The organism is Intrasporangium sp. (genome assembly GCF_039812505.1).
In the GTDB taxonomy this organism is placed as follows: domain Bacteria; phylum Actinomycetota; class Actinomycetes; order Actinomycetales; family Dermatophilaceae; genus Intrasporangium_A.
Map to the genome: position 1 here is coordinate 1 of NZ_JBDIAQ010000018.1, position 21,752 is coordinate 21,752.

16 protein-coding genes are annotated in these 21,752 nt (G+C 68.9%); 14 read left to right on the forward strand and 2 right to left on the reverse strand.

Annotation, left to right across the window (positions count from 1 at the left end):
• Positions 1–44 precede the first annotated feature (44 nt).
• Complete coding sequence (locus WMI84_RS04385; protein WP_347350794.1) at positions 45–1,412, reverse strand: FAD-linked oxidase C-terminal domain-containing protein; 1,368 nt, start codon at positions 1,410–1,412, stop codon at positions 45–47.
• A gap of 85 nt (positions 1,413–1,497) precedes the next feature.
• On the opposite strand from WMI84_RS04385, the gene WMI84_RS04390 reads away from it, so the two are divergent.
• The gene (locus tag WMI84_RS04390; RefSeq protein WP_347350795.1) at positions 1,498–2,595 is read left to right on the forward strand and encodes a hypothetical protein; all 1,098 of its coding nucleotides are present in this window, start codon (positions 1,498–1,500) and stop codon (positions 2,593–2,595) included.
• Positions 2,596–2,665: 70 nt separating this feature from the next.
• Here WMI84_RS04390 and WMI84_RS04395 read toward each other — a convergent pair whose 3' ends face one another.
• Positions 2,666–3,541: an ArgP/LysG family DNA-binding transcriptional regulator gene (locus WMI84_RS04395; protein WP_347350796.1), complete on the reverse strand. Its 876-nt coding sequence runs from the start codon at positions 3,539–3,541 to the stop codon at positions 2,666–2,668.
• 75 nt (positions 3,542–3,616) lie between these two features.
• Between WMI84_RS04395 and WMI84_RS04400 the strand changes: the two genes are divergently transcribed.
• The 13 genes from WMI84_RS04400 to tuf all read left to right on the forward strand — a co-directional run bounded on the left by WMI84_RS04400 (position 3,617) and on the right by tuf (position 21,702).
• Entirely contained in the window at positions 3,617–4,228 is a 612-nt protein-coding gene (locus tag WMI84_RS04400) for a LysE/ArgO family amino acid transporter (RefSeq protein ID WP_347350828.1), read from the forward strand.
• A 439-nt stretch (positions 4,229–4,667) separates the two neighbouring features.
• A complete protein-coding gene (rpoB, locus tag WMI84_RS04405; protein WP_347350797.1) occupies positions 4,668–8,123 on the forward strand; it encodes a DNA-directed RNA polymerase subunit beta in 3,456 nt (1,151 codons plus the stop codon).
• Positions 8,124–8,281: 158 nt separating this feature from the next.
• A complete protein-coding gene (locus WMI84_RS04410; protein ID WP_347350798.1) occupies positions 8,282–12,181 on the forward strand; it encodes a DNA-directed RNA polymerase subunit beta' in 3,900 nt (1,299 codons plus the stop codon).
• 180 nt (positions 12,182–12,361) lie between these two features.
• On the forward strand, positions 12,362–12,613 hold the full coding sequence (locus WMI84_RS04415; RefSeq protein ID WP_347350799.1) for a LysR family transcriptional regulator: 252 nt from the start codon (positions 12,362–12,364) through the stop codon (positions 12,611–12,613).
• 109 nt (positions 12,614–12,722) lie between these two features.
• A complete protein-coding gene (locus WMI84_RS04420) occupies positions 12,723–13,061 on the forward strand; it encodes a lactococcin 972 family bacteriocin (protein ID WP_347350800.1) in 339 nt (112 codons plus the stop codon).
• A 75-nt stretch (positions 13,062–13,136) separates the two neighbouring features.
• Entirely contained in the window at positions 13,137–15,122 is a 1,986-nt protein-coding gene (locus WMI84_RS04425; protein ID WP_347350801.1) for a hypothetical protein, read from the forward strand.
• Positions 15,123–15,222: 100 nt separating this feature from the next.
• Positions 15,223–15,897, forward strand: a complete 675-nt coding sequence (locus tag WMI84_RS04430) for an ATP-binding cassette domain-containing protein (protein WP_347350802.1) — start codon at positions 15,223–15,225, stop codon at positions 15,895–15,897.
• Positions 15,894–16,244 (forward strand): hypothetical protein, encoded by a 351-nt coding sequence (locus WMI84_RS04435; protein WP_347350803.1) that lies wholly within the window; start codon positions 15,894–15,896, stop codon positions 16,242–16,244. Before WMI84_RS04430 ends, WMI84_RS04435 begins: the two co-directional genes overlap by 4 nt.
• An 82-nt stretch (positions 16,245–16,326) precedes the next feature.
• Positions 16,327–16,878 carry a hypothetical protein gene (locus tag WMI84_RS04440; protein ID WP_347350804.1) on the forward strand — a complete coding sequence of 184 codons (552 nt, stop codon included), beginning with the start codon at positions 16,327–16,329 and terminating at the stop codon, positions 16,876–16,878.
• A gap of 396 nt (positions 16,879–17,274) precedes the next feature.
• On the forward strand, positions 17,275–17,649 hold the full coding sequence (gene rpsL / locus WMI84_RS04445) for a 30S ribosomal protein S12 (RefSeq protein ID WP_301486129.1): 375 nt from the start codon (positions 17,275–17,277) through the stop codon (positions 17,647–17,649).
• On the forward strand, positions 17,649–18,119 hold the full coding sequence (rpsG, locus tag WMI84_RS04450; protein WP_347350805.1) for a 30S ribosomal protein S7: 471 nt from the start codon (positions 17,649–17,651) through the stop codon (positions 18,117–18,119). The genes rpsL and rpsG overlap by 1 nt, the downstream gene beginning before the upstream one ends.
• A gap of 156 nt (positions 18,120–18,275) precedes the next feature.
• Entirely contained in the window at positions 18,276–20,393 is a 2,118-nt protein-coding gene (fusA, locus tag WMI84_RS04455) for an elongation factor G (RefSeq protein WP_347350806.1), read from the forward strand.
• Between the two features lie 112 nt (positions 20,394–20,505).
• Positions 20,506–21,702 (forward strand): elongation factor Tu, encoded by a 1,197-nt coding sequence (gene tuf, locus WMI84_RS04460; protein ID WP_347350807.1) that lies wholly within the window; start codon positions 20,506–20,508, stop codon positions 21,700–21,702.
• Positions 21,703–21,752: the final 50 nt, after the last annotated feature.

The window sequence follows — 21,752 nt, forward strand, 5'->3', positions numbered from 1 at the left end:
GACCCGCGCGCATCAGCAGCCGCCGCCGAGCACCCTCCCGCAGATCAGAACGCGGCGCCGGGGTTGAGGATGCCCTTCGGGTCGAGGGCGTGCTTGATCCGATGGGTCAGGGCCATGACGTCCGGTCCGAGCTGCTCGGGCAGCGCGGCGCGCTTCAGCCGGCCGATGCCGTGCTCGCCGGTGATCGTGCCGCCGAGCCCGATCGCCAGGTGCATCACGGCGTCGAACGCGGCTGCGGCCCGTTCCCGCGCGGCCGGGTCGCCGCGCGGGTAGACGATGATCGGGTGGGTGTTGCCGTCGCCGGCGTGCGCGACGACCGGGATCCGCACGTCGTGCTGCTCGGCGATCGCGGAGATCCCGGTCAGCAGCTGCGGCAGCAGGGGCACGGGCACGCCGACGTCCTCGAACATGACCGCGCCGAGCCGTTCGATCGCGGGGAAGGCGGCCCGTCTGGCGGCCGTGAACAGCTCGCCCTCGTCGGCGTCCTCCGTGACGAAGCACTCCCTGGCCCCCGCGTCCCGGCACGCGGCGCGGATGGTCTCGACCTCCTCGGCGCGGGCCGCGCCCGGCGCGTCGGACTGGGCGATCAGCAGGGCGCCGGCGGTGCGGTCCAGGCCCATCGGCCGGTAGTCCTCGACCGCGCCGATCGAGGCGTGGTCCATCAGCTCCATCATCGAGGGCCGCAGGGTCCGCCCGGCGGCGATGACCGCGTCGGCAGCGGCCTCCACCGTGGCGAAGGTCGCCACCAGCGTGGACGGCGGGGGCGCCGCGGGCATGAGCCGCAGGATCGCGCGGGTGATGACGCCGAGCGTCCCCTCGCTGCCGACGAAGAGCTTGACCAGCGACAGGCCCGCGACGTCCTTGATCCGCTTGCCGCCCAGGCGCAGCAGGGTCCCGTCGGCGAGCACGACGTCGAGCCCGAGCACGTAGTCGGTCGTGACGCCGTACTTGACGCAGCACAGGCCGCCGGCGTTGGTCGCGACGTTGCCGCCGATCGAGCAGATCTCGAAGCTGGACGGGTCGGGCGGGTACCACAGCCCGTGCCCGGCGGCGGCGGCCTTGACCTCGGCGTTCAGGGCCCCCGGCTCGACGACCGCGGTCCGGGTCGCGACGTCGATCTCGATCGCGCGCATCCGGTCGAGCGAGAGCACGACGCACCCGTCCACCGCGCAGGACCCGCCAGAGAGGCCGCTGCCGGCACCGCGCGGCACCACCGGCACCCCGCGGGCGCCGGCCCATCGCATCGTCGCCACGACGTCGTCCGCGTCGGCCGCGCGGACGACGCACAGCGGCATACCGGCCGACTCCGACTGCGTCCAGTCGCGTCGGTAGCCCTCCACCGTCGCCCGGTCGGTGGTCAGCGCCTGCTCGGACAGGGCGCCGCCCAGGTCGTCGAGGTCCGTCGGGTCCATGAGGTCACCGTAACGACTGGGGCCCAGCGGGAGGTATGCCGCTGGGCCGGGCGCCGTCCGCGGCCCCGGTCAGTAGGTTGGACCCATGGGATGGCTCTCGCGTGCGAAGAAGACGGGCGGTGCGGATTCCGCGGAGGCGCCGACCCCGATGCCCGAGCCGCCCGCCTCGCGGCCGGCACCGTCGACCGTGGGCGAGCCCGGTGCGCCGGGGGGCCGCTACGGGCCCCTCGTCACGATCACGTCGTTCGACCCGGCCCCGGTCGAGCTGACCTGGCAGCTGCCGGTGACCGGCGAGCTCTACCGGCTCATGCCGGGCCCGGACCGGTCCGACTACTCGGTCATGGTCCTCGAGCGGCCGGTCCACTTCTACCCACCCGAGGGGTTCGACGCGACACGCGTCCCCGCCGACCGCCGGGTGCCCGACCGCAAGGGCCGACCGATGGTCCGGGTCGACGCGCTCGTGGTCTGCTCCCGCTTCACGGGACAGCAGCTGCACCCGCACATGCACGACCTGGCCGTGAACGTCGCCTACGTGATCGACGACCGCGTGCTGACCGACGAGGCCCTCGACCTGGCCACGATCGAGTACGTGGGAGTCGGCCGGCTCAGCGCCGGCCGGGCGTCGACCCGCCCCGCACCGGCCGGCGGGTCCGGTTCGGCGGCCGGACGTCAGCCGCAGCCGCCGCCGGTGCAGACCGTGCCGGCGGGGCCTGCCGCGGAGCAGGCGGGGCGGCCGGTGGCCACGGCGGAGCCCGTCACGGGGCAGTCCGCGACAGGGCAGTCCGAGACGGGCCAGCCCCCCACGCAGCCGCTGCCGCGACCCGGCGCCGAGACGCCGGCGCCCGAGCTGTCGGTCGAGGTCCCGGCTCCGCCCGGTCCGAGCCCCGCCGCCAGCGACTGGATCCTCGGCGAGGCGGCCCGGGTGCTGCGCGAGGGGATCGAGGCCGAGCGGGGCAGACCGGTCGAGCAGCTCACGGCGCGGCTCGGCCTCGATGCCGCGGGCCGGGTCGTCGCCCTGTCCGGGAACGCCGACGGGACCGCCCCGGTGCCGAGCCGCGAGACCTGGGACCGGTTGCGTGCCCTGCTGGGTGGTCTGTCGGCCGTCACCGACGTCCCGATCGCGACGCTGTCGGTGCGGGTCGCCGGCGGACGGTTGTCCTGGGAGGCGGCCCCAGGGCGCTGACCCGGTGCGTCCGTTCGCGGACCATCGCCGACCGGCGCGGCGCTGTGCGGTGCTCCCGGCGGCACGAGGGTCAGTGCAGGTGCCGGGCGGCCGCCCGGACGACCGCGGCCGTGACGAGGTCGAGCGCCCCGGACCCGAGCTTCCAGACCTGCCAGTGCAGCCGGACCTGCTCGCTCCACGCCGGGTCGAGCGTGAGCAGCTGGTCGTTGGGGTCCTGCAGGTCGGGCACCATGCCCCAGGCGACGCCGGCCCGGACCATGGCGACGTACTGGGCCGAGTCCGGGACGAAGTGCCCGGGTGGGCGGGCACCGGGGGCGACGGCGTGCAGCAGCCGGTCCTGGTGCCCGTCCTTCTGGTCGTAGTGCAGGACCGGCGCCAGCCGCAACGCCTGCGGGGTCGGGCCGTCCGGGAACCACCTCCGGATGAACCGGCGGGATGCCTTGGCCCGGTAGCGCATCGTACCGAGGTGGTGCACCTCGCAGCCCTGCACCGGTGTCGGCTCTGCCGTCACCGCCGCCATCACCTCGCCGGAACGGAGCAGGTCGGCGGTCACCGCCTCGTCGTCCCGGCGCAGGGCGAGCTCGAGCGAGGGCAGCCGGCACAGGTCGGCCACGGCCGTCGAGAGCCACGTGGCCAGGGAGTCGGCGTTGGCGACGACCGGCACGCGGACCCGGCGCCGCGAGCCGGGCTCGTCCGCTCCGGCCAGGGTCACCGACGCGTCGTCCAGCAGGTGCGTCACCTGGCGGGCGGTGCGCAGCAGCACCTCGCCCTGACGCGTCGGGCGGACCGGCTTGCTGCGCTGCACCAGGATCGTCCCCACGTCGGCCTCGAGGGCCTTGATCCGCTGGCTGACTGCCGACGGGGTCACGTGCAGCAGCGCGGCGGCCCGGTCGAAGGTGCCGCAGTCGACGACCGCCACGAGGGCCCGGAGCTGCTCCGCCTCCATGAAGCAACACTAACGTCGCTACAGGAACTTTCGTTTCACTTCATTCGAGGGCGCGACTACCGTCGTGGTGTGTCCATGTTCCTCGCACCGGCGCTCGCCGGCCTCGGCACCAGCGCCGGGCTGCTGGTCGCCATCGGCCCGCAGAACGCCTACGTGCTCCGGCAAGGGCTCAGGCGCCACGGCGTGGCTGCCGTCATCGTCGTGTGCGTGCTGTCCGACCTCGTCCTGATCACGGCCGGCGTGGCAGGCATGGGCGCCGTCGCCGGGCGGTTCCCGGTCCTGCTCGAGCTGGTCCGGTGGGGCGGTATCGCGTTCCTGCTCGGCTACGCCGTGCTCGCCGGGCGTCGCGCCCTACGGCCCGCGGCGGCCCTGGACGCCCGCGCCGCACCGGCGGAGTCCCGGGCCGGGGTCGTCCTGACCGCGCTGGCGCTGACCTGGCTCAACCCCGCCGTCTACCTGGACACGATGGTGGTGCTCGGCTCGGTGGCCGCGACGAAGGGCGACCCGGGGCGGTGGGCGTTCGGAGCCGGGGCGATGCTCGCCAGCCTGCTCTGGTTCCTGCTCATCGGGCTCGGGGCACGTAGCCTGGGGCCGGTGCTCTCGAGGCGCTCGGTCTGGCGCTGGGTGGACGGGATCATCGCGGTCCAGATGCTCGTCGTCGCGGCCGGCCTGCTCGTCGCATCCTGACCAGGCGCCATCGGTCCCCCGGGGCCGGGGGGCCGACCCCCGAGGCGGTCGCCGTCGCGGGCCCGGTCGCGCCGGGCCCACCGGGACCGGACCGGGTCGGGGGAGAGAGGGTGGGTCCTTGACGTATCCGGTCCGGGGGGTCCATAGTCTTGGCGTTCTCTCGAACTCCCGGTTCAGTAGGCGTCGAGGTCGTCTCGAACTCCGCCTCTTGACTCGGTTGGACTTCGCTGCGCTGTTTGGGTAGGCTGGGCCTTTGCGCTGCCCATGCCCTCCATCCGCGACCCACGACCGGCTCGCGAGACCGCGCCGGCCTGTGCCGGCTCGCGCGTCTCCCCCGTGACCGGGACCCGCGGGCGAAGTGCTGCGACAACGCCGATCTGAAGACTCGAAAAGGCCCGTGGAAGGACCCTCCTTGGCTGCCTCGCGTACTGCGACGAACATGTCCACCGCACTGACCCCTTCGGGGCGTCTGTCCTTCGCGAAGATTCGCGAACCACTTGAGGTCCCCGACCTTCTGGCCCTTCAGACGGAGAGCTTCGACTGGCTGCTCGGCAACGAGCGCTGGCAGGCCCGCGTCGCGGAGGCCAAGGCCGAGGGGCGCACCGACGTCCCCGACCGGTCCGGTCTCGAGGAGATCTTCGAGGAGATCTCCCCGATCGAGGACTTCAGCGGCTCCATGTCGCTGTCGTTCCGCGACCACCGGTTCGAGGAGACCCGCAAGACGATCGAGTCATGCAAGGAGCGCGACCAGACCTTCGACGCGCCGCTCTTCGTCACCGCCGAGTTCATGAACATGACCACCGGCGAGATCAAGAGCCAGACGGTGTTCATGGGCGACTTCCCGCTCATGACCCAGCGCGGCACCTTCATCATCAACGGCACCGAGCGGGTCGTCGTCAGCCAGCTCGTCCGCAGCCCGGGCGTGTACTTCGAGCGCACGCCCGACAAGACCTCCGACAAGGACATCTACACCGCCAAGATCATCCCGAGCCGCGGGGCCTGGCTCGAGTTCGAGATCGACAAGCGCGACATGGTCGGGGTCCGCGTCGACCGCAAGCGCAAGCAGTCGGTCACCGTCCTGCTCAAGGCGCTCGGCTGGACCGAGGCGCAGATCCTCGAGGAGTTCGGCGACTACGAGTCGATGCGCCTCACGCTCGAGAAGGACCACACCGAGGGCCAGGACGAGGCGCTGCTCGACATCTACCGCAAGCTGCGCCCGGGCGAGCCGCCGACGAAGGAGGCCGCGCAGACCCTGCTCGACAACCTCTACTTCAACGGCAAGCGCTACGACCTGGCCAAGGTCGGCCGCTACAAGGTCAACAAGAAGCTCGGGCTCGACGCGAGCATCAACGACTCGACCCTCTCGCTCGACGACGTCGTCGCCACGATCCGCTACATCGTGGCCCTGCACGACGGCCAGGAGACCGTCAAGGGCGTGCGGCACGGCGAGCAGGTCGACCTGCCGGTCGAGGTCGACGACATCGACCACTTCGGCAACCGGCGCCTGCGCTCGGTGGGCGAGCTCATCCAGAACCAGGTCCGTACCGGCCTGTCCCGGATGGAGCGCGTCGTGCGCGAGCGCATGACGACCCAGGACGTCGAGGCGATCACCCCGCAGACCCTGATCAACATTCGGCCCGTCGTGGCCTCGATCAAGGAGTTCTTCGGCACCTCGCAGCTCTCGCAGTTCATGGACCAGAACAACCCGCTCGCCGGGCTGACGCACAAGCGTCGCCTCTCGGCCCTCGGCCCGGGCGGCATCTCCCGCGACCGGGCCCAGATGGAGGTCCGGGACGTCCACCCGTCGCACTACGGGCGCATGTGCCCGATCGAGACGCCGGAAGGCCCGAACATCGGTCTGATCGGCTCGCTCGCCTCGTACGGGCGGATCAACGCCTTCGGGTTCATCGAGACCCCGTACCGCCGGGTGGATCACGGCGTGGTCACCGACACGGTCGACTACCTGTCCGCCGACGAGGAGGACAAGTTCGTCGTCGCGCAGGCCAACGCCGTCATCGGCACCGACGGCCGGTTCGTCGACGAGCGGGTCCTGGTGCGCACCAAGGGCGGCGAGGTCGAGCTCGTCCCCGGCGAGGACGTCGACTACATGGACGTCTCGCCGCGCCAGATGGTGTCCGCAGCGACCGCAATGATCCCGTTCCTCGAGCACGACGACGCCAACCGCGCCCTCATGGGCGCCAACATGCAGCGCCAGGCCGTCCCGCTCGTCAAGAGCGAGGCACCGCTCGTCGGCACCGGCATGGAGTTCCGTGCCGCCCTCGACTCGGGTGACGTGGTCCGGGCCCAGAAGCCCGGCGTCGTCCAGGAGGTCTCCGCCGACCTGGTCACCGTCGCCAACGACGACGCCACCTACCAGACCTACCGGATCGCCAAGTTCGCCCGCTCCAACCAGGGCACGAGCTACAACCAGGTGGTCCGGGTCGACGAGGGCGACCGGCTCGAGGCCGGCGACGTCATCGCCGACGGGCCGGCGACCGACGGCGGCGAGATGGCGCTCGGGCGCAACCTGCTCGTGGCGTTCATGTCGTGGGAGGGGCACAACTACGAGGACGCGATCATCCTCTCGCAGCGCCTCGTGCAGGACGACGTCCTCTCCTCGATCCACATCGAGGAGCACGAGGTCGACGCCCGCGACACCAAGCTGGGTCCCGAGGAGATCACCCGCGACATCCCCAACGTCTCCGAGGACGTGCTGGCCGACCTCGACGAGCGCGGCATCATCCGCGTCGGTGCCGAGGTGCGTGACGGCGACCTGCTCGTCGGCAAGGTCACCCCCAAGGGCGAGACCGAGCTCACGCCGGAGGAGCGGCTGCTGCGGGCGATCTTCGGCGAGAAGGCCCGCGAGGTGCGCGACACCTCCCTGAAGGTCCCGCACGGCGAGACCGGCACCGTCATCGGGGTCAAGGAGTTCCGCGCCGACATGGGCGACGACCTGCCACCGGGCGTCAACCAGCTGGTGCGGGTCTACGTCGCCAACAAGCGCAAGATCACCGACGGCGACAAGCTCGCCGGCCGCCACGGCAACAAGGGCGTCATCTCCAAGATCCTCCCGGTCGAGGACATGCCCTTCCTCGAGGACGGCACGGCGGTCGACGTCATCCTCAACCCGCACGGGGTGCCGCGCCGGATGAACCTCGGCCAGATCCTCGAGCTGCACCTGGGCTGGGCCGCGAGCCGCGGCTGGAAGGTCGACGGCGCGCCCGAGTGGGCCGCGCAGATCCCGGCCGACGCCCGCGCGGCGGCCCCGGGCTCGCGGGTGGCCACGCCCGTTTTCGACGGCGCGTCCGAGCAGGTCATCATGGGCCTGCTCGACTCCACGCTGCCGACCCGCGACGGGGTGCGCCTGATCGACCACACCGGCAAGACCCGCCTGTTCGACGGCCGCTCCGGCGAGCCGTTCCCCGAGCCGGTCTCGGTCGGCTACATGTACATCCTCAAGCTGCACCACCTGGTCGACGACAAGATCCACGCGCGCTCGACCGGCCCGTACTCGATGATCACCCAGCAGCCGCTCGGCGGTAAGGCCCAGTTCGGCGGCCAGCGCTTCGGTGAGATGGAGGTCTGGGCGCTCGAGGCGTACGGCGCGGCCTACACGCTGCAGGAGCTGCTGACGATCAAGTCCGACGACGTCCCCGGCCGGGTCAAGGTCTACGAGGCGATCGTCAAGGGCGAGAACATCCCCGACTCCGGCATCCCCGAGTCGTTCAAGGTCCTCCTGAAGGAGATGCAGTCGCTGTGCCTCAACGTCGAGGTCCTCTCCAGCGACGGCACGGCCATCGAGATGAAGGAGTCCGACGAGGAGGTCTTCCGCGCGGCGGAGGAGCTCGGCATCGACCTCAGCCGGCGCGAGCCGTCCACGGTCGAGGAGGTCTAGGCGACTGGACGGGCTCGCGCGAAGCGCGCCGACAAACCGCGAGCGAAGCGAGCTTGGTTTGCCGGAACCGATGAGCGCCGGGCGAAGCCCGTCCACGCCTGTGGGCCACCCACCAACGAACCTGACCTTTCACGTCATACGAAAGAAAGAAGCACGAAGTGCTGGACGTCAACTTCTTTGACGAGCTGCGTATCGGCCTGGCGACCGCCGACTCCATCCGCCAGTGGAGCCACGGCGAGGTCAAGAAGCCGGAGACCATCAACTACCGCACCCTCAAGCCGGAGAAGGAGGGCCTGTTCTGCGAGCGCATCTTCGGGCCCACCCGCGACTGGGAGTGCAACTGCGGCAAGTACAAGCGGGTCCGCTTCAAGGGCATCATCTGCGAGCGGTGCGGCGTCGAGGTCACCCGTGCCAAGGTGCGCCGGGAGCGGATGGGCCACATCGAGCTGGCCGCGCCGGTCACGCACATCTGGTACTTCAAGGGCGTCCCGAGCCGGCTCGGCTACCTGCTGGACCTGGCCCCGAAGGACCTCGAGAAGGTCATCTACTTCGCGGCCTACATGATCACCTCCGTCGACGAGGACCAGCGCCACCAGGACCTGCCCTCGCTCGAGGCGCAGATCGAGGTCGAGAAGAAGGAGCTGGAGAACCGCCGCGACGCCGACGTCGAGGCCCGCGCCCAGCGCCTCGAGCAGGACCTCGCCCAGCTCGAGGCCGAGGGTGCCAAGGCCGACGCCCGCCGCAAGGTGCGTGACTCGGCCGAGCGCGAGATGAACCAGATCCGCAAGCGCGCCGAGCAGCAGATCGAGCGGCTGGAGCAGGTCTGGGACCGGTTCAAGAACCTCAAGGTCCAGGACCTCGAGGGCGACGAGCTGCTCTACCGCGAGATGCGCGACCGGTTCGGCCTCTACTTCGAGGGCGGCATGGGCGCGGCGGCGATCCAGCGGCGGCTGCAGACCTTCGACCTGGAGGCCGAGGCGGCTGCCCTGCAGGAGGTCATCGCGACCGGCAAGGGGCAGAAGAAGACCCGGGCGATCAAGCGGCTCAAGGTCGTCTCCGCGTTCCAGACCACGACCAACGCCCCGACCGGCATGGTCCTCGACTGCATCCCCGTCATCCCGCCGGACCTGCGCCCGATGGTGCAGCTCGACGGCGGGCGCTTCGCGACCTCCGACCTGAACGACCTCTACCGCCGGGTCATCAACCGGAACAACCGCCTCAAGCGGCTGCTCGACCTCGGCGCCCCGGAGATCATCGTCAACAACGAGAAGCGAATGCTCCAGGAGGCCGTCGACTCGCTGTTCGACAACGGCCGCCGGGGCCGCCCCGTCACCGGTCCGGGCAACCGCCCGCTCAAGTCGCTGTCCGACATGCTCAAGGGCAAGCAGGGCCGGTTCCGCCAGAACCTGCTCGGCAAGCGCGTGGACTACTCGGGCCGGTCGGTCATCGTCGTGGGCCCGCAGCTGCGGCTGCACCAGTGCGGCCTGCCCAAGCAGATGGCGCTCGAGCTGTTCAAGCCGTTCGTGATGAAGCGGCTGGTCGACCTCGACCACGCCCAGAACATCAAGTCGGCCAAGCGGATGGTGGAGCGGTCCAAGCCGGTCGTGTGGGACGTCCTCGAAGAGGTCATCACCGAGCACCCGGTGCTGCTCAACCGCGCGCCGACGCTGCACCGGTTGGGCATCCAGGCGTTCGAGCCGCAGCTCGTCGAGGGCAAGGCAATCCAGATCCACCCGCTGGTCTGCTCTGCGTTCAACGCCGACTTCGACGGCGACCAGATGGCCGTCCACGTGCCGCTGTCCGCCGAGGCGCAGGCCGAGGCCCGGATCCTCATGCTGTCGAGCAACAACATCCTCAAGCCGGCCGACGGCCGGCCGGTGACGATGCCGACGCAGGACATGATCACCGGCATCTTCCACCTGACCGACGCGGTCGACGGTGGCGGTGCCGGCGCGGGCCGGGCATTCTCCTCGCCGGCCGAGGCCCGGATGGCCTTCGATCGTGGGGAGATCCAGCTCGGGTCGCTGGTCAAGGTCCGGCTGCGCGACATCGTGCCCCCGGCCGGGTTCGCGCTGCCCGAGGACGCCCAGCCCGACGCGGACGGCCTGCTGCCGTCGGTCATCCTCGAGACGACGCTGGGCCGGGTGGCGTTCAACGTCACCCTGCCGGTCGACTACCCGTTCATCAACGAGCCGGTCGACCGCAAGCGCCTCTCGCGGATCGTCAACGACCTCGCCGAGCGCTATTCGAAGGTGCAGGTCGCTGCGTCGCTCGACGCTCTCAAGGAGGCCGGCTTCTTCTGGTCGACCCGCTCGGGGTGCACCGTGGCGATCGGTGACGTGACCCTGCCGGACAACAAGACCGAGATCCTCGAGTCGTACGAGGCCAAGGACGCCAAGGTCCAGACCCAGTACGAGCGCGGCCTGATCACCGACGACGAGCGCCGCCAGGAGCTCGTCGAGATCTGGACCCAGGCGTCCAACCAGGTCGCCAAGGAGATGGAGACCAACTTCGCCCGCACCAACCCGATCTACCGGATGGTCAGCTCGGGTGCGGGCGGCAACTGGTTCCAGATCCGCCAGATCGCCGGCATGCGTGGCCTGATGGCCAACCCGAAGGGCGAGATCATCCCGCGTCCGATCAAGTCGAACTTCCGCGAGGGCCTGTCCGTGCTCGAGTTCTTCATCTCGACGCACGGCGCCCGCAAGGGTCTGGCCGACACGGCGCTGCGCACCGCGGACTCCGGCTACCTGACCCGTCGGCTGGTCGACGTCTCCCAGGACGTCATCATCCGCGAGGACGACTGCGGCACCGAGCGCGGCCTGGTGCTGCCGATCGCCAAGGTCAACGAGCTGACCGGCTCGCGGACGCTGAGCGAGATCGTCGAGGCGTCGGTCTATGCCCGCACGCTGGCCGAGGACGTCCTCGGCGAGGACGGCACCGTCCTGGCCGAGGCCGGCATCGACCTGGGCGACGTCGTGATCGGTGCGCTCTTCCGCGCCGGTGTCGACCACGTCCGGGTCCGGTCCGTGCTGACCTGTGACAGCCGCGTCGGCACATGCGCGAAGTGCTACGGCCGTTCGCTGGCCACCGGCAAGCTCGTCGACATCGGCGAGGCCGTGGGCATCATCGCGGCGCAGTCGATCGGCGAGCCCGGCACGCAGCTGACGATGCGGACCTTCCACACCGGTGGGGCCGCGGCGGCCGACGACATCACGCAGGGTCTCCCGCGTGTCGTCGAGCTGTTCGAGGCCCGCACCCCGAAGGGCGTCTCGCCGATCGCCGAGGCGACCGGACGCATCGAGATCGAGGACACCGACAAGGCGCGTCGCATCCTGCTCGTCCCCGACGACGGGTCGGACCAGCACGCCTACCCGGTGACCAAGCGGGCCCGCCTGCTCGTGCAGGACGGCGACCACGTGGAGGTCGGTGCCCAGCTGATCCAGGGCGCCATCGACCCCAAGCAGGTGTTGCGCATCCTGGGCCCGCGGGCGGCGCAGAAGCACCTCGTCGACGAGGTGCAGCATGTCTACCGGCAGCAGGGTGTCTCGATCCACGACAAGCACATCGAGGTCATCGTGCGCCAGATGCTGCGCCGCGTGACGATCATCGAGTCTGGTGATACCGAGCTGCTCCCGGGCGAGCTCGCCGAGCGGGGCCGCTTCGAGGAGGCGAACCGCAAGGCGTTGGCCGAGGGCGGCCGGCCCTCCGCGGGGCGCCCCGAGCTGATGGGCATCACGAAGGCATCGCTCGCGACCGAGTCGTGGCTGTCGGCGGCGTCCTTCCAGGAGACCACGCGCGTGCTCACGCAGGCCGCCATGGAGGCGAGGTCCGACCCGCTGCTCGGCCTGAAGGAGAACGTCATCCTCGGCAAGCTCATCCCGGCCGGCACGGGGCTGCCGCGCTACCGCAACATCGTGGTGGAGCCGACCGAGGAGGCCAAGGCCGCGATGTACTCGCTGCCGAGCTACGACGGCTACGACTACGCCGGCTTCGGCGCGGCCTCCGGCGAGGCGATCCGGCTCGACGATCACGAACTCGGCCTCGACCAGCTCTGACCCGGCGGGGTGACGCAGCGGGCCCGGTCCGCGCCGGATGGCGCGGACCGGGCCCCGGAGCGCGTGAGGACCGACGCCCTGTCGGCGGGTTGCTCGACCGTCGCCAGGACGGTTTGGACGTGCGCCGTCACGGGTGCGGTGTTACGTTCATGTCAAGGCTTGAACGTGATAGGGGAAGTCATGGACGTTCAGGTGTTGCGGTCCTTCGCTGAAGTGGGCTCTCACCTCTCGGTGACGCAAGCGGCCATGTCGCTTGGATACACCCAGTCCGCGGTGAGTCAGCATGTTCAGCGGATGGAGCGCGTCCTCGGCGGGCGCCTCATCGAGCGTTCTGGGCGTGGGGTGGTCCTGACAGAGCTTGGGGATCGAGCGCTTCCCTTGGCTCGCGTCATCGTGGTCCGTGGACGAGCTGTTGAGGCTCAGGCCGTCTGACAGCAAGTCTGTCGGCTACTCGTCAGATCATTAGGGGTCATGATAACGGCTTGCGATTCGCTTGTTTGCCACACGATGCTTGTCGGCACATCACACGGAGGTGATATGCATGAAGAAGCTCATGAGGGCTGCGCTTGTTCCGTTCGTGGCTGCGCTCGCGCTCGCTGGAGCGGCCGCACCGGCATCAGCGTGGTTGCATCTCGGGTCGACCACGAAGTACCCAGTCGAGGGCGGGACCTGGACCTACGGCTTCTGGAACGCCAAGGTGCACTCCAACTACTACCATGGCAGCAAGTGCCATGGCAGCACCGCGAGGTTCTGGAACGGCAGCTACTGGAGCCAGGACCGCACGGCGGCGCTGGCCGGGAACTGGTCGAACGCCGCGGTGGGGGCCTACAACCTCTGGTACACGGACGATCAGTACTACTACCGGACAACCTGCAGTTGAGCGCGAGTCGGCTGGGGGTGGCGCAGTAGCAGCCGCCCCCAGCCACCTGCGTGAGGAATGACACCGACAGAAGGGATGAGCAAGCCGTTGGCACAACGAGTGGTGGCTGCGGCCTCAGCCGTGATCTTCGCCTTGGTGGTGCTGATGGCACATCTGCTGGTCGGCATGCACGACCGCTCCTCGCCGATCGCGCTCGGGTCGCCACCGAGACTCATGCTTGACTTCTCGCAGTCCTCCGCTCAGGGAGACGCAGCCCTGCTCGAACTTCGTCGCCTTGATGCGCAGGCCGGACTCGGGCTGGCCAAGCTGGGCGCCAACCTCAGCGGTGACCTACGTGGCGTCGTCCTGATCCCGGTGAACGAGTCCGCTTTGACCGGTGAGTCGGTAGCGCGATATGAAGATGCGCCGACTCATGTCGTTGGGCTTGGTGCGTGGCGGTACACCACCGTCAATGGCGGGTATCTGGCGACCGGAGACCAGCAGCAGCTCCAGTCGGCCGTTGAGCGTCTGCAGGCTATGGGCGTGCGGGTCACGCGCAGCGACACCAGCGTCGATGACGGTATATCAAGCCTGGTCAGGGTCAAGGGCATGCTTCTCGCCTTCGTCACGGCCTGTGTCCTGCTGGTTACCCTTGTGCTGTACTGGCTCGCGGCGAAGGCACGTCGCCGCGCACTCAATGTGCTGGCTGGCTCGTCCGTGACCCGGATCCAGCTTCATGACCTCGGACAGTTGCTGGGCTTGGTGGTCGGTGTCTGGGTTCCCGTGGCACTGGTAGCCGCTGCGCTCATCGGTGCTGTCAAGAGCTGGGACTTTCTCCCGGTGTTCGGCCAGTACGTGTCACTCCTTGCGGCGTTTGTGCTGCTGGTGACCGTAGGGGCGGCCGTGGCGATGTCAGTGGTGTCCATTCCCTCTCCGTCCCTCATCGCCCGGCGCCGCCCGGCCACTCTGGGCGTGCGGCGTGCGGCCATCGTGCTCAAGGGGGGCGTCTTTCTCCTCGTGATGGTGTTGGTGGGTCCGGCCGGGGCAGCCCTCGCGGAGGCGTCGACCCGTGCCGAGCAGTTGGCACGATGGGAGGCGTTGGCCGACTACGCCGCGGTCGTATTTCCGGATGCGATGGAGGCTGACATGCAGCGCATCCGGAAACCTTTTGGCCAGATGGTTCGAGAGGCAGAGCGCGATGGTCAACGACTGCTGTTCAGCGAGACGTTCCTCCCACCTGATGGGACGCCCGCGCAAGAGCTCGACCAGCAACCCTTTCACCGGGTCCTTGCGGGGCGCTGGCAGGGGATCTCCCTGGTCAACCAAGCTTGGCTCGATATCGGGGTCGGACCGGACCGCGCGCACCTCATGGCGGTGAAACCTGGTGGACTTCCCCCGCAGCTGACCAGCGAGTTGCGCAGTTGGTTCGATCAGCTCTGGGGGGCGCCGGGTGCCTCGAGCGAGCAGATCGTCGCCGGTCTTCGCTACTTGGCGCCGACCGGTGGCGAGGTTCCGGTGGTGTACGAAGGAGACTTGGTCTACCGCAGTGATGTCTTGTTGGTCGTGGTACCAGACGTAGCGGCGACCCTCAGGGACGATGCCTTGCTCAACGCGTCGACCGGGCGCAGCCTGCTCTTCGAGGGCGTCGAAGAGACGCAACGTCACGTCGATGCTGCGGGACTGGGCAAGGACGTCAAGGTGCAATATGCTGCGGACGACGGTGTGCTGGCCGCGCAGGTCGCCTCGTACGAGGCGTGGCTCGGCGTCGCCTCGATGGTGGGCCTAGCGGTTGCGTTGATCATTGCGGCCATGATCAGCGCCTATGTCGAGATGCTGCTGCAGGCCAGAAATGACTTCGCGCGACGCCTGTCCGGACAGGCCTGGCTGCGGGTGATCGGGCGTCGCGTGGTCCCGGAAATTGTCTTCGGCGCGGTTATCGGGTTGGCGGTTCTGCTGACGCAGCCCAAAGCGCAGCAGCCAACCGTGGCGTTGACTCTTCTGGTGCTGCTGGCCGCCTCGCCTGCGGCTCACGTGATGGCTGGCCGCCGCGGCTTTGCCGATGTCACCGCACGTAGGCTCTAATGAGACATCGCGAGTCGGCGAGCGCGGCAACATCCCCAGCGAACAAGTCGGATCAAGCAATCGGTACAGCTAGTCGGGGTCACGAGAGAGAGGACAGCTGGTGAGGATCTCTGCGGTAGACGTCGGAATGCGGATCGATAACGTGCAGGTGATCACCGGTGAGTCGCTTGTCTGTGAGCCGGGCACCATGACGGCACTGGTAGGGCCGAGCGGCAGTGGCAAGACGACGTTCCTGCACTGTCTCGGCTTGCTCCAGCGACCGACTCAAGGGAGTGTCCTCGTGGATGACGCCGATACCATTGGCTGGAACGCACGTCGTGTCCGGCGGTTCTGGCGCGACAGTGCGGCATTCGTCATCCAGGACTATGGCATCATTGATGACGAGTCTGTGGCCTACAACGTGACAATGACGTCCAAGTTCCTGTCCAGTAAGCTTGCAGGTGATCTGAGTCGGTGCGCCGAGGCGCTTGATGCCACTGGACTGTCAGGTCGGGGGACGGAGCCCGCCTCGCACTTAAGTGGTGGTGAGAAGCAGCGTCTCGCCATCGCTAGAGCGATCTACAAACAAGCGGAAGTGGTCTACGTCGACGAACCGACGGCCTCGTTGGATGCGGCGAACCGCCACCGAGTGGTCGAGTTGTTCCTCGAACGTGCGGCCGCCGGTTGCACGGTCGTGGTCGCGACGCACGACGAGGGCATGATGGCGGCCTGCTCTGCTCGGCACCTCTTGGGGTCACATGGCTCCGGCGTCCGGAACGAGGAAATGGCCTTATGAGGAAGCTCTGGCTCATCGTCGGTTCGGTCGTACTGGTGGTTCTGGTCCTCTTCTTGGCCATCTCCGGCTATCTGGGCAAGTTGTTCTCGAGCTCCGGTGACCCCGAGTGCGATGAGCTTCCGAAGGCGTCGGTCGCCCATCAGGCGCTTATCGGGCACGACGAGCTCGTCCAGCAGATTTCTGGGGTGGGCCCCGGAGTGCGGCTTGCCGTTACCACGCCGTGCCCCGACACCTCACGCGGGCTGATCGTGGTCAGCGTGTCGAACAGCAACCAGGAACCAGCCGTTCGCAGGCTCTTGGACGAGCGAGGCGGGCTCGGTGTGCCGGTCGTGATCCGACAATCGTGACGACGGCCAGCGCGACGGCGGACCCGCCACCTCGGCGGGAGGCCGGTTCGCGGTGGGGACCGGTGCCACTAGGGTTTCGGGCATGGCCGACGACTCCAGCACCGGACCTGCCCCGACCTCGTCCGGGAAGGCCGACGGACGCACGGACGAGTCCGCCCCGAGCACGATCCTCGTCCTGACCGAGCAGACCCTGCGGACGGGCGACGTCAAGCGGATCCTCTCGTTGCACCAGGGGGAGGCGGTGACCTACCGGGTCCTGGTCCCGGCCGACACGCGGCACAACGTGCTGGTCTCGCTGCTCAACCACCTGACGCTGTTCGAGATGCGCGAGGCGCTCGAGTCGCTCTCGCCGGTGAACCGCGACGAGGCGCTGGCCGACGCCGGCAGCGCCCTGTCGACCAGCCTGAGCGAGTTCGAGACGCTGGGATCCACGGCGACCGGTGAGGTGACGGCCGACGACCCGATGCCCGCGGTCGAGGACGAGGTGAAGCGGCTGCATGCGGTCGAGCTGGTGGTCGTGACGCAACCGCTGCCGATCCAGGACACGTTCCACACCGACTGGGCCTCGCGGGCCAGGGAGACGCTCGGTATCCCGGTGCTGCACATGTACGCCGGGGAATGGCGGCTGGGCTGAGTCCCGACCTTCGCGCCGTGGCCAGGTTGCCGGAGGTGCCCACGTGACCCCACCCGACCGCGGCGGCGATTTGGCGCGCGCCCGACGCCCCGGTACGCTGGAACACTGTGTCTGAGGCATGCGCACGCGCATGCCTCGTTCACGCGCGATGACGGCTCCGGTGCCCCGACGCGAGGTGGCCTGACGAGGGCCTTCGGGCGCGGACCAGCACCGAGTTGCCAGAGCACACCTCCCGCCGGGCAACCCACGAGTGGACGACACGAGTGGGGAGTGCAGGGGGGAGCACCGCAGCCGCCACCCCCGTCCCGGGGGCCCGGACGCGAACAGACAAGGAGTCGGCCCGCGGCCTCGTGCCGCGGCCGGACGAGACAACAGCAACGTTACGGAGTAACCAGGTTGCCTACCATCAACCAGCTGGTCCGCAAGGGCCGCCAGGACAAGGCCGGCAAGGCCAAGACCCCGGCGCTGAAGGGCTCGCCCCAGCGCCGCGGCGTGTGCACCCGCGTGTACACCACCACCCCGAAGAAGCCCAACTCCGCGCTGCGCAAGGTCGCCCGGGTGCGCCTGTCGAGCGGTATCGAGGTCACGGCCTACATCCCCGGGGTCGGCCACAACCTGCAGGAGCACTCGATCGTGCTCGTGCGCGGCGGCCGGGTCAAGGACCTTCCCGGTGTTCGGTACAAGATCATCCGGGGGACCCTCGACACCCAGGGCGTCAGGGGGCGCAAGCAGGCCCGCAGCCGCTACGGCGCGAAGAAGGAGAAGGCCTGATGCCACGCAAGGGACCCGCCCCCAAGCGGGCGCTCGTCGTCGACCCGGTCTACGCCAGCCCGCTCGTCACGCAGCTGGTCAACAAGATCCTGCTCGACGGCAAGAAGTCGATCGCCGAGCGCATCGTCTACGGCGCCCTGGAGGGCTGCCGCCAGAAGACCGGCACCGACCCCGTCCAGACCCTCAAGCGCGCGCTCGACAACGTCAAGCCCGCCATGGAGGTCAAGTCCCGCCGCGTCGGCGGCGCGACCTACCAGGTGCCGATCGAGGTCAAGCCCGGCCGCTCCACGACGCTCGCCCTGCGCTGGCTCGTCGGCTACGCCCGTCAGCGCCGCGAGAAGACGATGACCGAGCGCCTGATGAACGAGATCCTCGACGCGTCCAACGGCCTCGGCGCCGCGGTCAAGCGTCGCGAGGACACCCACAAGATGGCCGAGAGCAACAAGGCCTTCGCGCACTACCGCTGGTGACGGCGGATCGGCCCGGATGCCGCCCAGCCCGCTCCCAGCCCCGCGCGGACCACGCGTCGGGGCCGGCAGCGCGGTGAGCGGCATCCGGCCGGACGAGCCCGCCCCGCTGGGACGGCCTGCTCAAGACTTCCCGAACGATGAGATGAGATAACGAACGTGGCACTCGACGTCCTGACGGACCTCAGGAAGGTCCGCAACATCGGCATCATGGCGCACATCGACGCCGGCAAGACGACGACGACTGAGCGGATCCTGTTCTACACCGGTGTCAACCGGAAGATGGGTGAGACGCACGACGGTGCGTCGACGACCGACTGGATGGAGCAGGAGAAGGAGCGCGGCATCACCATCACCTCCGCCGCGGTCACCTGCTTCTGGGAGGGCACCCAGATCAACATCATCGACACCCCCGGCCACGTCGACTTCACCGTCGAGGTCGAGCGGTCCCTGCGGGTGCTGGACGGTGCGGTCGCCGTCTTCGACGGCAAGGAGGGCGTCGAGCCGCAGTCCGAGACGGTGTGGCGCCAGGCCGACAAGTACGACGTGCCGCGCATCGCGTTCGTCAACAAGATGGACAAGCTCGGCGCGGACTTCTACTTCACCGTCCAGACGATCAAGGACCGGCTGGGTGCCGAGCCGCTGGTGCTCCAGCTGCCGATCGGCGCCGAGAGCGAGTTCGTCGGTGTCGTCGACCTGCTGCACATGCGGGCCCTGGTCTGGCCCGGCGACGCCAAGGGCGACGTCACGATGGGGGCCCACTACGAGGTCCAGCAGATCCCGGCCGACCTGCAGGCCAAGGCCGAGCAGTACCGCGAGGCGCTCGTCGAGCGCGTCGCCGAGTCCGACGACGACCTCATGGAGAAGTACCTCGGCGGGGAGGAGCTCAGCATCGACGAGCTCAAGGCCGGCATCCGCAAGCTGACGGTCACCTCGCAGCTCTACCCGGTGCTGTGTGGCTCGGCGTTCAAGAACCGCGGTGTCCAGCCCATGCTCGACGCCGTCGTCGACTACCTCCCGTCGCCGGTCGACGTGCCCGCGATGATCGGTCACAAGCCCGGCCACGAGGACGTCGAGCTGGAGCGCCACCCGAGCGCCGACGACCCGTTCTCGGCGCTCGCCTTCAAGGTGGCGACCCACCCGTTCTTCGGCACGCTGACCTTCATCCGGGTCTACTCGGGCCGGGTCGCCGCGGGCAGCCAGGTCATCAACTCGACCAAGGGCCGCAAGGAGCGCATCGGCAAGCTGTTCCAGATGCACGCCAACAAGGAGAACCCCGTGGGGGAGGCTCTGGCCGGGCACATCTACGCGGCCATCGGCCTGAAGGACACCACCACCGGCGACACCCTGTCCGACATCAGCGAGCCGATCGTCCTCGAGTCGATGACGTTCCCGGAGCCGGTCATCGAGGTCGCCATCGAGCCGAAGACCAAGAGCGACCAGGAGAAGCTCTCGACGGCCATCCAGAAGCTCTCCGCCGAGGACCCGACCTTCCAGGTCCACCTCGACGAGGAGACCGGCCAGACGATCATCGCGGGGATGGGCGAGCTGCACCTGGACATCCTGATCGACCGGATGAAGCGCGAGTTCAAGGTCGAGGCCAACGTCGGCAAGCCGCAGGTGGCCTACCGCGAGACGATCCGCAGGAGCGTCGAGAAGTACGAGTACACGCACAAGAAGCAGACCGGCGGATCCGGCCAGTTCGCGCGGGTGCAGGTCACCTTCGAGCCGCTGACCGACACCGAGGGCGGCGAGCTCTACGAGTTCGTCAACGCCGTCACCGGTGGCCGCGTGCCCAAGGAGTACATCCCCTCGGTCGACGCGGGCATCCAGGACGCGATGCAGTACGGCGTGCTGGCCGGCTACCCACTCGTCGGGATCAAGGCGACGCTCGTCGACGGCGCCTACCACGATGTCGACTCGTCCGAGATGGCCTTCAAGATCGCCGGCTCGATGGTGCTGAAGGAGGCCGTCAAGAAGGCCAACCCGGTGCTGCTCGAGCCGATGATGGCCGTCGAGGTGCGCACGCCCGAGGACTACATGGGCGAGGTCATCGGCGACATCAACTCCCGCCGCGGCCAGATCCACGGCATGGAGGACATCAGCGGCGCCAAGGTCGTCAAGGCCGTCGTCCCGCTGTCCGAGATGTTCGGCTACGTCGGCGACCTGCGCTCCAAGACGCAGGGCCGCGCCAGCTTCTCGATGGAGTTCGACTCCTACAACGAGGTTCCCAAGGCGGTCGCCGAGGAGATCATCAAGAAGACCCGCGGCGAGTGACCGCGGCAATCCCGTAGGCTCTGCTGCGGGATCCAACTGAAATCCACCCCACAAGCGCCACGTCCTGCCCTGGTCGTACGGCGTCAGAACACAGTCCTAGGAGGACACCACAGTGGCGAAGGCAAAGTTCGAGCGGACCAAGCCGCACGTCAACATCGGCACGATCGGTCACATCGACCACGGCAAGACGACGCTGACGGCTGCGATCTCCAAGGTCCTGCACGACAAGTACCCCGAGCTGAACCCGCAGTTCGCGTTCGAGGACATCGACAAGGCTCCCGAGGAGCGCCAGCGCGGTATCACCATCTCGATCGCGCACATCGAGTACCAGACGGAGAAGCGCCACTACGCTCACGTCGACTGCCCGGGTCACGCCGACTACGTCAAGAACATGATCACCGGTGCCGCCCAGATGGACGGGGCGATCCTCGTGGTGGCGGCCACCGACGGCCCGATGCCGCAGACCAAGGAGCACGTCCTGCTCGCCCGTCAGGTCGGCGTCCCCTACATCGTCGTGGCCCTCAACAAGGCCGACATGGTCGACGACGAGGAGATCATGGAGCTCGTCGAGATGGAGGTCCGCGAGCTCCTGTCGACCTACGAGTTCCCCGGCGACGACGTCCCGGTCGTCAAGGTCTCGGCGCTCAAGGCGCTCGAGGGCGACCCCGAGTGGGGCAAGACGGTCCTCGAGCTGATGGACGCCGTCGACGAGTACATCCCCGAGCCCGAGCGCGACATCGACAAGCCCTTCCTCATGCCGGTCGAGGACGTCTTCACGATCACCGGTCGTGGCACCGTCGTGACCGGCCGCATCGAGCGCGGTGTCCTCAAGGTCAACGAGGAGGTCGAGATCGTCGGCATCCACACCGGCCCGCCGGCCAAGACCACCGTCACCGGCGTCGAGATGTTCCGCAAGCTGCTCGACGAGGGTCGCGCGGGCGAGAACGTCGGCCTGCTGCTGCGCGGCACCAAGCGTGAGGACGTCGAGCGCGGCCAGGTCGTCGTCAAGCCCGGCTCGATCACCCCGCACACGGAGTTCGAGGGTCAGGTCTACATCCTGTCCAAGGACGAGGGCGGCCGGCACACGCCGTTCTACGACAACTACCGTCCGCAGTTCTACTTCCGCACCACCGACGTCACGGGCGTCGTCCACCTGCCCGAGGGCACCGAGATGGTCATGCCCGGCGACAACACCGACATGAAGGTCGAGCTGATCCAGCCGATCGCCATGGAGGAGGGCCTGAAGTTCGCCATCCGCGAGGGTGGCCGCACCGTCGGTGCCGGTCGCGTCACCAAGATCCTCAAGTGATCTGACGCCGGCTCCGGAGGGCCCGGACCGCTTCGGCGGTCCGGGCCCTC

Excerpts from the sequence above, each read along its gene's own strand:
- rpoB (WP_347350797.1), top strand. The coding sequence starts at position 4,668 with ATGTCCACCGCACTGACCCCTTCGGGGCGTCTGTCCTTCGCGAAGATT.
- rpsG (WP_347350805.1), top strand. The coding sequence starts at position 17,649 with ATGCCACGCAAGGGACCCGCCCCCAAGCGGGCGCTCGTCGTCGACCCG.
- WMI84_RS04435 (WP_347350803.1), top strand. The coding sequence starts at position 15,894 with ATGAGGAAGCTCTGGCTCATCGTCGGTTCGGTCGTACTGGTGGTTCTG.
- WMI84_RS04385 (WP_347350794.1), bottom strand. The coding sequence starts at position 1,412 with ATGGACCCGACGGACCTCGACGACCTGGGCGGCGCCCTGTCCGAGCAG.
- WMI84_RS04395 (WP_347350796.1), bottom strand. The coding sequence starts at position 3,541 with ATGGAGGCGGAGCAGCTCCGGGCCCTCGTGGCGGTCGTCGACTGCGGC.
- WMI84_RS04425 (WP_347350801.1), top strand. The coding sequence starts at position 13,137 with ATGAGCAAGCCGTTGGCACAACGAGTGGTGGCTGCGGCCTCAGCCGTG.
- WMI84_RS04390 (WP_347350795.1), top strand. The coding sequence starts at position 1,498 with ATGGGATGGCTCTCGCGTGCGAAGAAGACGGGCGGTGCGGATTCCGCG.
- WMI84_RS04415 (WP_347350799.1), top strand. The coding sequence starts at position 12,362 with ATGGACGTTCAGGTGTTGCGGTCCTTCGCTGAAGTGGGCTCTCACCTC.
- WMI84_RS04420 (WP_347350800.1), top strand. The coding sequence starts at position 12,723 with ATGAAGAAGCTCATGAGGGCTGCGCTTGTTCCGTTCGTGGCTGCGCTC.
- WMI84_RS04440 (WP_347350804.1), top strand. The coding sequence starts at position 16,327 with ATGGCCGACGACTCCAGCACCGGACCTGCCCCGACCTCGTCCGGGAAG.
- WMI84_RS04400 (WP_347350828.1), top strand. The coding sequence starts at position 3,617 with ATGTTCCTCGCACCGGCGCTCGCCGGCCTCGGCACCAGCGCCGGGCTG.